The sequence below is a fragment of the Streptomyces sp. NPDC047917 genome, assembly GCF_043204345.1.
Lineage (GTDB): Bacteria > Actinomycetota > Actinomycetes > Streptomycetales > Streptomycetaceae > Streptomyces > Streptomyces sanglieri.
Genome location: NZ_JBIDCA010000006.1, coordinates 370,323 through 383,994, shown reverse-complemented (window position 1 = coordinate 383,994; position 13,672 = coordinate 370,323). Strand labels below are relative to the sequence as shown.

Below are 13,672 nucleotides of genomic sequence, written 5' to 3'. Positions count from 1 at the left end.
CTCAGCCCTTCCCGGGATGCAGAGCACCGCACTCGGGGCACGTACGCGCCTTCTCGTCGCCGTAGAACTCGGCGAAGACCGGCGGCAGATCCGCGACGATGTCCCGCACCTGGAGCTCGACCTCATGGATCTTCGTGGCGCACTCGGGGCAGTACCACTGGAACCGCTCCAGAGTGCCCTCCTCCCGGACCCGCTCGATGACCAGCCCGATCGACCCGGCGTCCGGCCGCTGCGGGGAGTGCGGCACATTGCCGGGCAGCAGCCAGACCTCGCCCTGCCGGATGCGTACGGTCCGCGGTCCGTCCTCGGTCATGAGGTCGACATGCATATCGCCCTTGACCTGGTAGAACCACTCCTCGTACGGGTCGAGGTGGAAGTCGGTCCGCTGGTTGGGCCCGCCGACGACCTGGACGATGAAGTCCTGGCCCAGGGACATGGTGCGGTTGTTCACCGGCGGCTTGAGCAGGTGCTCGTGCTCGGTGATCCAGCCCTGGAAATCGATGACCGGGGGAATGGCGGTCATGAGGACACCTCCGTGCTGTGTGACTGGCGCGGCCGCGGCAGATGGGCGACCGCCTGGATCTCGATCAGCAGATGGGGATGCGGCAACTGGTGCACCGCGACGGTCGTCCGGGTCGGTCCACGCTCGTCGAAGAACTCGCCGTAGACCTCGTTGTATCCGCCGAAGTCGTTCATCGACACCAGATAGGTGGTGATCTGGGCGACGTCGGAGAGCTCCGCGCCCACCTCGGCCAGGATGTCCCGGATGTTCTCGATCACCGCCCGGGTCTGCGCCCGGATGTCCAGTTCCGTGGTGCCGAACCCGTCGGCCTCGACACCCACGAACGTATTGTCCGGCCGGCGGGAACTGGTGCCGGAGACGAACACCAGGTCCCCGACGACCTTCACATGGGGGAACCGCCCGCGCGGAGCGGCCTTGCCCTCGATCACCCGTGAACCGCTCATCACAACCCCTTCACCGTGACGGACCCGATGCCCGCCACATCACACTCGGTGACCCCCGCCACCAGCGGCACGGCCGCCGTGGCGGCGCCCGCGAGCACCACCTGACCCGCCTTCAGCGAAATCCCGCGGCGACGGCACATGTCCAGCAGGGCGTGCAGCGCGCGCACCGGGTCACCGAGAACAGCGGCGGTCGATCCCACCGTCTCCGTCGCCGCGGTACGCAGCCGCACCGCGCGGTTGGCGACGTCCGTCATGGGCCGCCACGGCCCGATCGCGTAGCCGGCCGCGGAGGTGTTGTCCGCGACGACATCGCTGTAGGTGAACCGGAAGTCCCGGTAACGCGAGTCGATGATCTCGACGGCCGGGGCCACGGCATCCACGCACGACTCGATGTCCGTCGCCGGATCCTCCGGATCCACGTCCCGGCAGAGCCGGAAGGCGACCTCGGGCTCGACCTTCGGGTGGATGAAGCGCGACAGGTCGACCTCGTCGCCGTCTGCGATCCGCATGGCGTCCGTGAGCCGGCCCACGATCACGTCGGAGACACCCATCTGAGCCATCTTGGCCCTGCTGGTGAACCCCAGCTTCACCCCCACGACCCGCTCGCCGCGGCCCACCCGCAGCTCCAGCAGCGCCGCCTGCACCGCGTACGCGTCATCGATGTCGAACTCGTGGCTGTCGGCCAGGCTCGGGGTGTCCCTGCGGGACGTCTGTGCCGTGTCCAGCCGCCGCGCCAGTGTGCCGGTCAGCTCTGCCGGGATCATTTTCCGTTCCCTTCCGTGCCGGCCGCGCGCCGCGCGGCCAGGTCCAGTGCGATGTCCACGATCAGGTCCTCCTGACCGCCCACCATCTGCCGCCGGCCGACCTCCAGGAGGATCTCCCGGGTGTCGACCCCGTAACGCCGCCCCGCGCGTTCGGCGTGCAGCAGGAAGCTGGAGTAGACACCGGCGTAGCCGAGCGTCAGGGTCTCCCGGTCCACCTGGACCGGCCGGTCGCGCAGGGGGCGGACGATGTCGTCGGCGGCGTCCTGGAGCGCGAACAGGTCGCAGCCGTGCTCCCAGCCCAGCAGGTCCGCGACGGCGACGAACGGCTCCGCCGGACAGTTCCCGGCCCCGGCCCCCTGACCGGCCAGTGCCACGTCGACCCGGTAGGCGCCGTGCTCCACGGCGGTCACGCTGTTGGCGACCGACAGCGAGAGGTTCTCGTGGGCGTGGATGCCGATCTCGGTCGCCCCGTCGAGCACCTCGCGGTACGCGTCGACCCGGGCGGCGACCTCGCGCATCGTCAGACGCCCGCCGGAGTCGGTGACATAGACACAGTGCGCCCCGTACGACTCCATCAGCGCGGCCTGACGGGCCAGGCCCTCGGGGGAGTTGAGATGGCTCATCATCAGGAACCCGGACACATCCATCCCGTTCTCCCGGGCCCAGGAGATGTGCTGCGCGCTCACGTCGGCCTCGGTGCAGTGTGTCGCGACGCGCACACTGCGTACCCCGAGCGCATGGGCCCGGCGCAGATGGTCGATGGTGCCGATGCCGGGCAGCAGCAGGGTGGTCAGCTTCGCGTGTTCGAGGACGTCCGCCGCGGCTTCGATCCACTCCTCGTCGCTGTGCGCGCCGAACCCGTAGTTCGCGCTCGAACCGCCGAGCCCGTCGCCGTGCGCGACCTCGATGGCCGCGACCCCGGCCCGGTCGAGCGCGGCGACGATCCGGCGCACCTGGTCGACGGTGTACATGTGCCCCATCGCGTGCATGCCGTCGCGCAGGGTCACGTCCTGGACGTACAGCTTCATGAGGTCACCCATCCTCGGAGCGCGGCGATCTTCTCCGCGGTGCGGACCGCGGCGGAGGTCATGATGTCGAGATTGCCCGCGTAGTCGGGCAGGTAGTGGCCGGCGCCGAGCACCTCCAGGAACACCGAGACCCTGACCCCGGTGACCCGCCGGCCCAGGGCCGGGACGACGGTGTCCTCGACCGGGTCGAACTGGACGTCCTGCTTGAGCCGGTAGCCGGGCACGTACTCCCGTACCGACTGCGCCATCTGCTCGACGGAGGCCACGATCCGGTCCCGGTCGGCGTCGCGGAGCCCGCCCTCGACGAGGCAGAAGACGGTGTCGCGCATGGCGAGCGGGGGCTCGGCCGGGTTGAGCACGATGATGGCCTTGCCGACCTCGGCGCCGCCGACCAGGCGGATCGCCTCACCAGTCGTCTCGGTGAACTCGTCGATATTGGCCCGGGTTCCGGGACCGGCCGACTTCGAAGCGATGGAGGCGACGATCTCCGCGTAGGCGACCGGCGCGATCCGGGAGACCGCGGCGACGACCGGAATGGTCGCCTGGCCGCCGCAGGTGACCATGTTGACGTCCCCGGCGGCGAGATGCTCGTCCAGATTGACCGACGGCACCACGAACGGTCCGAGAGCCGCCGGAGTGAGGTCGATCATCAGCTTCCCGTGCTCCGCGGCGATCCGCGCGTTGCGTACGTGGGCCTTGGCCGAGGTGGCGTCGAAGACGACCTTGATGTCGGCGAATCCGGGCAGCTCCACCAGCCCGTCGACACCGCGGTGCGTGGTGGCCACCTTGAGCCGGGCGGCGCGGGCCAGGCCGTCCGAGTCCGGGTCGATGCCCACCATCGCGCCCATGCGCAGCGTCTTCGAGAGCCGCAGCACCTTGATCATGAGGTCGGTTCCGATGTTGCCGGACCCGATGACGGCCACCGGGACGGTGCCGGATGCGGTGGAACTCACTTGGTCTCCTCCTCGATGACTGCCTCGACCTCGCCGAGCCCGTCCAGCGCCAGCCGGTACCGGCCGGGGCCGCCGATCGGCACCATCGGGCCCAGTGCCCCGGACATGACGACGTCCCCGGCGCGCAACGGCTGCTCCCGGGCGGCCAGTTCGCGTGCCAGCCAGGCCACGGCGACGGCCGGGGAGCCGAGGCAGGCGTGTCCCGCGCCGAAGGAGACCGGTTCGCCGTCCCGCTGGAGCACCATGCCGACCCGGGACAGGTCGAGCCCGCTCAGCGGATACGGAGTGGTGCCGAGCACGAACGCGCCGCTGGAGGCGTTGTCGGCGACCGTGTCGGTGATGGCCAGATCCCAGCCGGTGATCCGGGAATCGACGATCTCGATGGCGGGCAGGACGAACTCGGTGGCCCGCAGTACGTCGGCGACGCCGGCCCCGGGCCGGTCGATGTCCTGGCCGAGCACGAAAGCGATCTCGCCCTCCGCACGCGGCTGGAGGAAGCGGTTCAGCGGCAGCGGTTCGGTGTGGGCGTACATCATGTCGTCGAAGAGCACCCCGAAGTCGGGGCGGAACACGCCGAACTGCTGCTGCACGGCGGGCGCGGTGAGGCCGATCTTGGCACCCACCACCCGGGCCCCGGCGGCGCTCCGGCCGGCCGCGATCCGGCGTTGCACCTCATAGGCGGCGTCGATGTCCTCGCGGCCCAGGAACTCCCGGACGGGAGCGCACGGGGTCCGTGATCCGGCGGCGGCGGTGAGGCGTGCCGCCGCCGCCTCGATCCGAGCGGGCAGGCCAGGGGTGTCGTGATCGGTCACAGCTGTACGCACACATTCGTCGGCTCGGTGTAGAAGTGCAGGGAGGATTCGCCGCCCTCGCGGCCGATGCCGGAGAGCCCGACACCGCCGAAGGGGGAGCGCAGATCGCGCAGGAACCAGGTGTTGACCCAGGCCATGCCGACGTTCATGGACTGCGCCACCCGGTGGCCGCGGCGCAGGTCGTTGGTCCACACGGAAGCCGCGAGACCGTACTCGGTGTCATTGGCCAGGGCGACGGCCTCCGCCTCGGTGTCGAAGGGGATCAGGGCGGCCACCGGGCCGAAGATCTCCTCGCGCACGGGCCGGTCGGCGTTGGTCAGGCCCGTCCACAGCGTCGGCTCGATCCACGAGCCGCCCGCGAGTCCGGGACCGAGCTGCGGCACGCCGCCGCCGGTGAGCACCTTCGCCCCGGCCTGTTCGGCCAGTTCGAAGTAGCTCAGCACCTTGTTCCGGTGGGTCCGGGAGATCAGCGGCCCGGTGGTGGTCCGCTCGTCCAGTGGGTCGCCCAGCCGCAGGCCCCGGGCCCGCTCGGCGAGCCCCTCGGCGATATCGGCGAAGACCGAGCGCTGTACGTAGACCCGCTCGGTGCACAGGCAGACCTGGCCGGTGTTGGTGAAGACCGACCTGGTCAGCCCGGCCAGCGCCTCGTCGATGTCGACATCGTCGAAGACGACGGCGGCGTTCTTGCCGCCGAGCTCGAAGGAGACCGGACGGACGCGGGGCGCGACGGTCTTCATGACGTGCGAGCCGGTGGCCGACGAGCCGGTGAAGGTCACCCCGTCGATCCCCGGGTGCGAGGTCACGTACTCACCGGCGGAGTCGCCGCCGAAGCCGTGGACGACGTTGTACACCCCGGCGGGCAGCCCGACCTCGGCGAGTACCTCGGCCAGCAGCGTGGCGGTGGCCGGGGTCTCCTCACTGGGCTTGACGACCAGGGCGTTGCCACAGGCCAGGGCGGGGGCGACCTTCCAGGTCAGCAGCAGGAGGGGCAGATTCCACGGGACGACGACCGCGACGACGCCGAGCGGCTTGCGTACCGCGTAGTTGAGCGCCTGCCGGCCGCCCGCGAGGTCGGTGAGGAAGGACTCCTGGCCGGCGGCGGCCACCACGTCGGCGAAGGTGCGGAAGTTCGTCAGCGCGCGGGCGACATCGAGCTCCCGGGCCTGGGTGACCGGCTTGCCGGTGTCGGCGACCTCCGCCGCGACGAATTCCTCGAAGCGCTCCTCGATCCGGTCCGCGGCCCGGCGCAGCAGCGCGGCCCGCTCCCGTACCGGCGTCGTCGCCCACCCGTCGTGCAGGGCGCGCCTGGCCGCGTTCACCGCGCGGTCCACCAGGTCCCTGTCCGCCTCGTGCACCCGGGCGAACACCCGGCCGGTCGCCGGATCGGTCTTGTCGAAGCTGCGGTTCTCGTCGGGCTCCACGAACTGCCCGGCCACGAAGTTGCGGATCCACCGCCCAGTCTCTGCCGTCATGCGTCCCACTGTGATTCGCACAGCCATGCCGGACAAATGCGATTCTCGTGCCGAGCCATACCCGAAATGAAATACCGGGTTGTCCGTGACGGATGTGCGCGCGGGATCACTGAACGGTCATCCGTATGCTCGCGAGGATGTTCTCCTATACCCGAACAGGTATGGCAGATCCCGGATTCGGTATTTGTGTGTCATTTCTCGGACCATCAGGATCCACGGTTAACGACGGGTGAAGCCCGGCCGTCGTAGCGGCTGTCCGGGGCGAACCGCCCACAGCCCGCCATCCAAGTGATAGGTCACCCCGTGAACACTTCGCCTCACGAAGAACACTCGGGCGGCGCCCGAGCCACTGCCGGCAGAACCGCCCTCGCCACGCTCGCGGGCACCACGCTGGAGTGGTACGACTTCTTCCTCTACGGAACAGCCGCGGCCCTCATCTTCAACGAGCAGTTCTTCCCCTCGCTCAGTCCCGCCGCCGGCACGCTGGCCGCCTTCAGCACCTTCGCCGTCGGCTTCATCGCGCGCCCCCTGGGCGGTCTGGTCTTCGGCCACTACGGAGACCGCATCGGCCGCAAGGCGACGCTGGTGGTCTCGCTCGTCCTGATGGGAATCGGCTCCACCCTCATAGGCGCCATCCCGAGCTACGGATCCATCGGCTTCTGGGCCCCGGTCCTCCTGGTCGCGCTGCGCATCGTCCAGGGCATCGGGCTCGGCGGCGAAGGTGCCGGAGCGACCCTCATGTCGATGGAGCACGCGCCACCGGGCAAGAAGAACCTCTACGCGGGCTTCCCGCAGATGGGCACACCGGGCGGCCTGGTCCTGGCCAATGTGATCTTCCTGGTCACCAACGCGGTCATGGGCGACCACGCGTTCACCTCATGGGGCTGGCGCATCCCCTTCCTGCTCAGTTTCGTCCTGGTGGCCGTGGGACTGGTGATCCGGCTGCGGGTGACCGAGTCGCCGTCGTTCGACCGTGTCCGGGCCCAGGACCAAGTGGTCAGGTTCCCGCTGGCCGAATCGATGAAGGTCGGCTTCCCCCGGCTCGCGCTGACCCTGCTCGCCGTCGTGGCCAACTCGGCCGTCGCCTACGTGTTCATGGTCTTCACGCTCTCCTACGGCTCCCAGCACCTCGGCTACGACAAGCAGTTCCTCATCGTGAGCGTCACGGTCGCGGCGGCCCTGTGGTTCGTGACCATTCCGGTGTGGACGAAGATCGCCGACCGGCACGGCCGCCGGACCATGTTCATCGCCGGATCCGCCGCCATCCTCGTCTGGTGCGTCGCCTTCTTCCCGCTCATCAACACCGGCAACTCCGCCCTCGCCGTGGTGGCGCTGCTCGGCATGGGCCTCATCATCCCGGTCACCCACTGCGTGCAGGGCAGCATCATCGTCGACACCTTCCCCGTCAACGTCCGGTACTCCGGCTCCTCGGTGATCCTCCAGGGCGGCGCCATCCTGGGCGGCGGCCTCGCCCCCATGATCTCCACGGCACTGCTCAACTCGGGCGGCTCGTCGACCGGGGTGACGTGGTACCTCGTCGGGATCTGCGCGGTCAGCCTGGCCGGCGCGGTCGCGCTGTTCCGGCTGGTACCCGAGGGGGCGCCGGAGCCGGTACCGGCCGTCCCGGCCCGCTCGCTCTCCGGGCACGGCGCATGACCGGCGCCGCCGTGGTCCGGTCCGGCCCGGTCCGCTACGCCGTGGCCGAGCGCTTCGCGCGGCCCCGACCGGCGCGTGACGACGACCGCCCGCCCTCCGGCGAGATCTGCCCGCAACTGCCGTCCAGGCTCGACGCGGTGATGGGACCGCCGCTCGACCGGCACCCGCAGGGCGAGGACTGTCTGAACCTGACCGTCACCACACCCGCCCGCGACGGTGCGGCACGGCCGGTGATGGTCTGGTTCCACGGCGGCGGGTTCAGCAGCGGCGCGGGCCTCATGGACTGGTACGACGGCGGGGCACTCGCCACCGAGGGCGATGTCGTCGTGGTGGCCGTCAACTACCGTGTCGGCGCACTCGGATACCTCTGCCTCGACGGGGTGTCCGAGGGCAATCTCGGCCTGTACGACCAGCTCGAAGCGCTCCGCTGGGTGCGGACGCACATCGCCGCGTACGGTGGCGACCCCGCCGACGTCACGGTCTTCGGGCAGTCCGCCGGGGCGCTCTCCATCCGGCTGCTGATGGAGTTGCCCGAGGCCCGGGGGCTGTTCCGCCGGGCGATCCTGCAGAGCGCGCCACTGGCGATCGCCACCCGGCCGCGGGCCGATGCCGAAGCCCTCGGCCGGATCTTCGTCGAGCGGCTCGCGGTACACGCCCCCGGCGCCGACCCGCGCACCGCCGACCGGGCGGCCGTACTCGCGGCACAACGGGACACCGGGCTCGCCCACCGGGAACGCTCCGGCTCCACCCTGGAGCCGCCGTTCGGCCCCGTCGGCACGGCCGTCGCCGGCCCCGGACCGCACGTCAGCGGCCTGGACATCATGTACGGCTGGAACGCGGACGACATGTCGGCCTTCCCCGGTGAGAAGAGCGGGACCGGTCACCCGGCGGAGCCGACCCGGCGGATGTACGCCGAACCGCTGACCGCCCTCGGGCAACAGCTCGTACGGGCCGGAGCCCGGGTGCACGCCTACCGGCTCGACTGGCGCCCGGCCGGATCGGAGTACGGCGCCACCCACTGTGTGGAACTGCCGCTGCTCCTCGGCTCCCGGTCCGCCTGGCGGGACTCCCCGATGCTGGGCGACACCGCCTGGGAGGAGGTGGACGAGCTGGGCAGGGCCGTGCGCGCCACCTGGACCGCCTTTGTCCGCACCGGCCGTCCTGGTGCCGTCGCGCCCCCGCTGACCTGCCGCGAGGTCCTCGCCCGACGGTCGTAGCGCCCCGCAGCCCGCCCGGTCTACCGGCTGCCGGTGCCCGTGGCGGGGTCCAGCAGCTCGACGACCCGGAACCGCTCGGCGACCACCATGGTGTCGTCGTCGACGGTGAACTCCGGGTCGCCGAGCGCCTCCCGCATCTCCTCGCCCTGCCAGAACTTCTCGTGTCCCGCACGCCACTCGGCGACCGATGAGTCGCCCTCGCCCTCGTCGATCGCATGCTGGAGGCCGACATCGCCCAGGCGCAGCACCCGTACCTCGGTCACCTCCAGCACCGCGATCTCCCGGCCGTCCGAGTCGATCAGCGCGGAGCGCTCACCCACCGGAGGCAACTCCTCCTTCTCGGTCTCGTACTCCGCGAGCAGCCCGGTCGTCGACACCTTCGTACCGGCGAGCACCGCCCCCACCAGCTGGTCGCGCAGCGGTCCGGGGAAGGCGAGCAGGAAGGGCTTGAGGGGTTCATGGTTCGGCATGGTGCCAAGTCTGACACGGCCCCGGGACGCGACACCGGGGCGAGCACCGGGCCGGGGCCGTCAACTCACGTCAGGGAACCCGGAGTTGGCGAAGCCCGGTGCCCGGCCGGGAAGTCCGGCGCCGGGCACACGGCAATGGCGCCCACCGGCCCGGAGGCACGCCGTGGCATGCGTACCGGGTCGGTCGAGCGCCATCGGGCACGGTCACAGCATTCGCTGTGGGGGGAGGACCGTGCGGGGCAGCCGCGCTAGACAACCAGCGACAGCAGCAGGATGAAGGCCAGCGAGACCACGGAGATGATGGTCTCCATCACCGACCAGGTCTTCACCGTCTGGCCGACGTTCATGCCGAAGTATTCCTTCACCAGCCAGAATCCGGCGTCATTGACGTGGCTGAAGAAGAGCGAGCCCGCGCCGACGGCGAGGACCAGCAGGGCGGCGTGGGACGTCGACATGTCGGCGGCCAGCGGGGCGACCAGACCGGCCGCCGAGATGGTGGCCACGGTCGCCGAACCGGTCGCCAGCCGGATCGCGACGGCGATCAGCCAGCCCAGCAGCAGCGCGGGGATCGACCAGTCCTTGGAGAAGTCCAGGATCATCTGGCCCACACCGGCGTCGATCAGGGTCTGCTTGAAACCGCCGCCCGCGCCCACGATCAGCAGCACACCGGCGATCGGGGCCAGGGACTTCTCGACGGTGGTGGAGAGCCGGCCCTTGGAGAACCCGGCGGCCCGGCCCAGCGTGAACATCCCGACTATGACGGCCGCGAGCAGCGCGATCAGCGGCGAGCCGATCACGTCGGTGACCTTCTGCAGGCTCTGCTCCGGGTCGTCCACCACGATGTCGACCAGTGCCTTGATCAGCATCAGTACGACCGGCAGCAGGATCGTCGCCAGGGTGGCGCCGAAGCCGGGGCGGCGGTCCAGGTCCTCCGAGGGGCGCTGCGGAATCATCTTCTCCGGCGCCTCGATGTCCACCCAGCGCGCCGCGTAACGGGAGAAGACCGGCCCGGCGATGATCACGGTCGGGACCGCGACCAGCACACCGAGCGCCAGCGTGACCCCGAGGTTGGCGCCGAGGGCGTCGATCGCCACCAGCGGGCCGGGGTGCGGCGGGATCAGACCGTGCATCACGGAGAGACCGGCCAGCGCCGGGATGCCGATCCGCATCAGGGAGAAGTTGCCGCGCTTGGCGACGAGCAGCACCACCGGGATCAGCAGCACGATGCCGACCTCGAAGAAGAGCGGCAGCCCGATGATCGAGGCGATCAGCACCATCGCCCACGGCATGGAGCGCCGGCTCGCCTTCGCGAGGATGGTGTCGACGATCTGGTCGGCGCCGCCGGAGTCGGCCAGCAGCTTGCCCAGGATCGCGCCGAGCGCGATCAGCACACCGACACCCGCGACGGTCGAGCCGAGGCCCGCGGTGAAGCTGGCGATCGTCCTGGCCGGAGCGGCACCGGCGAACGAGCCGAGCGCCAGCGAGCCGATGGTCAGCGCGAGGAACGCGTGCATCTTGAACTTGGTGATGAGCAGAACGATGACGGCGATGCCCGCCAGAACGGCGATACCCAACTGCGCGTTGCCTGCCGAAGTGATCGGTTCGACGGCGTCCGCTGCCAACATCTCGACGCTGAGACTGGTCACGGTGATCCTTAGTTATCGAGCCGGCGCAACGCGGCGACGGCTCGCTCGGTGATTTCTTCGGGGGTGCCGGACACGTCGACCGAGACCCCGGCCTCGTCCTCCTGCAGCGGCTGCAGGGTGGCGAACTGCGAGTCGAGCAGCGCGGTGGGCATGAAGTGCCCCTTGCGCTCCGCCATGCGCTTCTCGATCAGAGCCCGGTCTCCGGTCAGGTGGAGGAAGACCGCGCCGGGTGCCTCGGCGCGCAGCCGGTCCCGGTAGACGCGCTTGAGCGCCGAACTGCTGACCACTCCGCCGAGCCCGGCCCGGCCGTGCGCCCACCGGCCGATCGCGTCGAGCCAGGGCCACCGGTCGGAGTCGTCCAGCGGAACGCCGGCCGACATCTTGGCGATGTTCGCCGCGGGATGGAAGTCGTCGCCCTCTGCGTACGGAACGCCGAGTCCGGCGGCGAGCAGGGGGCCGATCGTGGTCTTGCCGGTCCCTGCTACGCCCATCACCACGACGACGTGGGGGGTGCTCATTGGTGGTGCCTCGCAGTCTTGTTCGACGTCTTCCTCGACATCGGTCCGTCGCGCTACTGAAACCCATACGTACGACTTATTCAAGATGCTGTGACATAAACGTCGTACTTTTTGTTCCTGAAGGCCGCCCCGTAGGCTGTGCTCATGACCACACAGGGCCCTGGGCTGCATACACATGTGCTGGACACCCTGGGTCTGGAGATCGCCGCCGGGGCACACCCGCCGGGACAGGTGCTGCGCACCGATGAACTGGCCCGTCGCTTCGACGTCTCGCGCACCGTGGTCCGCGAGGTGATCCGCGTCCTGGAGTCCATGCACCTGGTCGAGTCCCGGCGCCGGGTCGGCGTGACGGTGCGGCCCACCGAGGCATGGAACGTCTACGATCCGCAGGTCATCCGCTGGCGGCTGGCCGGCGCCGACCGCCCGCGCCAGCTGCGCTCCCTGACCGTGCTGCGGTCGGCCGTCGAACCGGTCGCTGCCGGCCTCGCCGCCCGCAACGCCACCCCCGAGCAGTGCGCGGCCCTCACCGAGTGCGCGCTCGGCATGGTCGCCACCTCGCGCGGCCAGCAGCTGGAGGGCTATCTGGAGCACGACATCGCGTTCCACCGGATCGTGCTCAACGCCTCCGGCAACGAGATGTTCGCGCGGCTCGGCGATGTCGTCGCCGAGGTCCTGGCGGGCCGCACCCACCACCAGGTGATGTTCGAGGACCCGGACCCGGCCGCGGTCACCCTCCACGTCCGGCTCGCCGAGGCGGTGCGCGAGGGCGACGCGGTGGCGGCGGAGCGGCTGACGAAGGAGATCGCGGTCGGCGCCCTGCACGAGCTGGACGTGCTCGCCCCCTAAGGGCTGTCCGGCAATTCCCGCGCGCACTCGCGGCTCGCACACCAGAATGCCCGCATGGACACGGACAGCGTGGCGGAACTGGTCACGCGGGCACTGGCGGCACTGCGCGCCGCCACCGGCCCGGACGACCCGGGCGACCAGGACAGCCTGCACGAGTACGCACCACTGCTGTGGCGGGCGGCCGCCGACGGGGCGGCGGCGCTGCCGCTCGGCCTGGAGCTGATCGGTTCGGCCGATCCCGTCGAGCGCGAGGCGGGCTGCGACCTGCTGCGCGACACCGGCGATCGGCACGAGGCAGTCCGCGCCGGGACGGCCACCGCGCTGGTCGCCCTCGCGCAGCGGGAGACCGAGGGGCGCGTGCTGCGGTCGCTGGCGCGCGCGATCGGGATGACGTACGACCCGCGCGCCGTCCCCGTCCTCGTCGCCCTCGCCGGGCGTCCCGAGGCCGAGATCCGCGAGGAAGTGGCCCGCTCGTTCGCGGAGGTCGTCACCGGGCTGCCGGACGGACCGGACATCCGCACCCTCATCCGGCTGACCCGGGACCCGGACCGGCACGTCCGGGACTGGGCGACGTTCACCCTCGGCGTCCAGGCCGAGGTGGACAGCCCCGCGATCCGGGCCGCGCTCCGGGAGCGGACGGCCGACGAGCACGCCGAGACCCGCAGGGAGGCGATCCGCGCACTGGCCTGCCGGCACGACCCCCGCGCCGTCCCGCTCCTGGCCGGACTGCTCGGCAACCCCGAGGGCGCACACGTCCTCACGTTCGACGCGGCGCAGACCACGGACGTTTCCGAAGCGCCGCCGGCCATCCAGGAGTACGAGCCCGGCGACGACTGGGTCACCGACGCCGTGAACGCCTGCAACCCGGTGCGGCGGGCCCGCCTGGACGCCTGGGCCTGGGAGGTGGTCACCACGCTCCACCGGCTCCGCCCCGACCTGGACGCCGCCGTCTCGATGGAACGCTTCGGCTGGGGCCGCTCCCTGGGCGTCGCCGCCGGCTCCGGGCCGTCGGACTACGACATCGAGGCACTGCTCGCCCGCGCGGACGGCAACCCCGCGCACGCCGCCGAACTGGTCGCGGCCGACCTGCCGAGAACCCTGCCCGACTCCGCTTTCGGCCCTCGGCCCCGGTGAACCGGACGCGACCGGTGACCGGGTGACCGGCGCTGCGGTTCCGTCGCCGTGCAGGATCCCGGCGGCCGGCCGAGGCTCCGGAGCCACCCGTTCCGTGCCCCGGGCCCCGATCCCCGGCTCCCCGGACACGGGGGCGGCCCCCACGGAGCGAGTCCGCGGGGGCCGCCCGCGTGCGTACGGTCCCGTACGG

The 13,672-nt window shown here is 70.9% G+C and carries 14 protein-coding genes and 1 pseudogene; 5 read left to right on the top strand and 10 right to left on the bottom strand.

All coding sequences use genetic code 11. The features are described from left to right. Position 1: 1 nt before the first annotated feature. The 7 genes from ACGF8B_RS17040 to ACGF8B_RS17010 are packed head-to-tail and all read right to left on the bottom strand — an operon-like array spanning position 2 to position 5,995. The gene (locus ACGF8B_RS17040; protein WP_392739061.1) at positions 2-523 is read right to left on the bottom strand and encodes a 3-hydroxyanthranilate 3,4-dioxygenase; all 522 of its coding nucleotides are present in this window, start codon (positions 521-523) and stop codon (positions 2-4) included. Next, positions 520-966 carry a RidA family protein gene (locus ACGF8B_RS17035; protein ID WP_392739058.1) on the bottom strand — a complete coding sequence of 149 codons (447 nt, stop codon included), beginning with the start codon at positions 964-966 and terminating at the stop codon, positions 520-522. The genes ACGF8B_RS17040 and ACGF8B_RS17035 overlap by 4 nt, the downstream gene beginning before the upstream one ends. Next, positions 966-1,730, bottom strand: a complete 765-nt coding sequence (locus tag ACGF8B_RS17030) for a 2-keto-4-pentenoate hydratase (RefSeq protein WP_392739055.1) — start codon at positions 1,728-1,730, stop codon at positions 966-968. The genes ACGF8B_RS17035 and ACGF8B_RS17030 overlap by 1 nt, the downstream gene beginning before the upstream one ends. Further along, positions 1,727-2,758: a 4-hydroxy-2-oxovalerate aldolase gene (dmpG, locus tag ACGF8B_RS17025; protein WP_392739053.1), complete on the bottom strand. Its 1,032-nt coding sequence runs from the start codon at positions 2,756-2,758 to the stop codon at positions 1,727-1,729. Before dmpG ends, ACGF8B_RS17030 begins: the two co-directional genes overlap by 4 nt. Further along, positions 2,755-3,711: an acetaldehyde dehydrogenase (acetylating) gene (locus ACGF8B_RS17020; protein ID WP_392739051.1), complete on the bottom strand. Its 957-nt coding sequence runs from the start codon at positions 3,709-3,711 to the stop codon at positions 2,755-2,757. Before ACGF8B_RS17020 ends, dmpG begins: the two co-directional genes overlap by 4 nt. Beyond that, entirely contained in the window at positions 3,708-4,523 is an 816-nt protein-coding gene (locus ACGF8B_RS17015) for a 2-keto-4-pentenoate hydratase (RefSeq protein WP_392739048.1), read from the bottom strand. Before ACGF8B_RS17015 ends, ACGF8B_RS17020 begins: the two co-directional genes overlap by 4 nt. Next, positions 4,520-5,995, bottom strand: a complete 1,476-nt coding sequence (locus ACGF8B_RS17010) for a 2-hydroxymuconic semialdehyde dehydrogenase (protein ID WP_392739045.1) — start codon at positions 5,993-5,995, stop codon at positions 4,520-4,522. The genes ACGF8B_RS17015 and ACGF8B_RS17010 overlap by 4 nt, the downstream gene beginning before the upstream one ends. Positions 5,996-6,385: 390 nt before the next feature. Here ACGF8B_RS17010 and ACGF8B_RS17005 point away from each other — a divergent pair, with 390 nt between their 5' ends. Together ACGF8B_RS17005 and ACGF8B_RS17000 are read left to right on the top strand one after the other, a co-directional pair. Then, a complete protein-coding gene (locus ACGF8B_RS17005) occupies positions 6,386-7,651 on the top strand; it encodes an MFS transporter (protein WP_392739295.1) in 1,266 nt (421 codons plus the stop codon). Continuing rightward, on the top strand, positions 7,648-8,868 hold the full coding sequence (locus ACGF8B_RS17000) for a carboxylesterase family protein (RefSeq protein WP_392739042.1): 1,221 nt from the start codon (positions 7,648-7,650) through the stop codon (positions 8,866-8,868). The genes ACGF8B_RS17005 and ACGF8B_RS17000 overlap by 4 nt, the downstream gene beginning before the upstream one ends. A gap of 20 nt (positions 8,869-8,888) precedes the next feature. Here ACGF8B_RS17000 and ACGF8B_RS16995 read toward each other — a convergent pair whose 3' ends face one another. Beyond that, positions 8,889-9,338, bottom strand: coding sequence for an ASCH domain-containing protein (locus ACGF8B_RS16995; RefSeq protein ID WP_392739040.1), 450 nt, complete (start codon positions 9,336-9,338; stop codon positions 8,889-8,891). Between the two features lie 120 nt (positions 9,339-9,458). Here ACGF8B_RS16995 and ACGF8B_RS16990 point away from each other — a divergent pair. Beyond that, positions 9,459-9,590 (top strand): annotated as a pseudogene (locus tag ACGF8B_RS16990) (formate dehydrogenase); the annotation flags it as partial. Here the strand turns inward: ACGF8B_RS16990 and ACGF8B_RS16985 are convergent. Beyond that, on the bottom strand, positions 9,587-10,984 hold the full coding sequence (locus tag ACGF8B_RS16985; RefSeq protein ID WP_392739037.1) for a GntP family permease: 1,398 nt from the start codon (positions 10,982-10,984) through the stop codon (positions 9,587-9,589). The pseudogene ACGF8B_RS16990 and the gene ACGF8B_RS16985 overlap by 4 nt on opposite strands. Before the next feature lie 8 nt (positions 10,985-10,992). After that, positions 10,993-11,502, bottom strand: a complete 510-nt coding sequence (locus tag ACGF8B_RS16980; protein WP_392739034.1) for a gluconokinase — start codon at positions 11,500-11,502, stop codon at positions 10,993-10,995. 144 nt (positions 11,503-11,646) lie between these two features. Here ACGF8B_RS16980 and ACGF8B_RS16975 point away from each other — a divergent pair, with 144 nt between their 5' ends. Further along, the gene (locus ACGF8B_RS16975; RefSeq protein WP_392739031.1) at positions 11,647-12,348 is read left to right on the top strand and encodes a FadR/GntR family transcriptional regulator; all 702 of its coding nucleotides are present in this window, start codon (positions 11,647-11,649) and stop codon (positions 12,346-12,348) included. Between the two features lie 54 nt (positions 12,349-12,402). Next, positions 12,403-13,482: a HEAT repeat domain-containing protein gene (locus ACGF8B_RS16970; protein WP_392739028.1), complete on the top strand. Its 1,080-nt coding sequence runs from the start codon at positions 12,403-12,405 to the stop codon at positions 13,480-13,482. The last annotated feature ends 190 nt before the right edge of the window (positions 13,483-13,672 follow it).

Coding starts and splice junctions, on each gene's coding strand:
- ACGF8B_RS17040 (WP_392739061.1), bottom strand. CDS start 523: ATGACCGCCATTCCCCCGGTCATCGATTTCCAGGGCTGGATCACCGAG.
- ACGF8B_RS17035 (WP_392739058.1), bottom strand. CDS start 966: ATGAGCGGTTCACGGGTGATCGAGGGCAAGGCCGCTCCGCGCGGGCGG.
- ACGF8B_RS17030 (WP_392739055.1), bottom strand. CDS start 1,730: ATGATCCCGGCAGAGCTGACCGGCACACTGGCGCGGCGGCTGGACACG.
- dmpG (WP_392739053.1), bottom strand. CDS start 2,758: ATGAAGCTGTACGTCCAGGACGTGACCCTGCGCGACGGCATGCACGCG.
- ACGF8B_RS17010 (WP_392739045.1), bottom strand. CDS start 5,995: ATGACGGCAGAGACTGGGCGGTGGATCCGCAACTTCGTGGCCGGGCAG.
- ACGF8B_RS17000 (WP_392739042.1), top strand. CDS start 7,648: ATGACCGGCGCCGCCGTGGTCCGGTCCGGCCCGGTCCGCTACGCCGTG.
- ACGF8B_RS16995 (WP_392739040.1), bottom strand. CDS start 9,338: ATGCCGAACCATGAACCCCTCAAGCCCTTCCTGCTCGCCTTCCCCGGA.
- ACGF8B_RS16980 (WP_392739034.1), bottom strand. CDS start 11,502: ATGAGCACCCCCCACGTCGTCGTGGTGATGGGCGTAGCAGGGACCGGC.
- ACGF8B_RS16975 (WP_392739031.1), top strand. CDS start 11,647: ATGACCACACAGGGCCCTGGGCTGCATACACATGTGCTGGACACCCTG.
- ACGF8B_RS16970 (WP_392739028.1), top strand. CDS start 12,403: ATGGACACGGACAGCGTGGCGGAACTGGTCACGCGGGCACTGGCGGCA.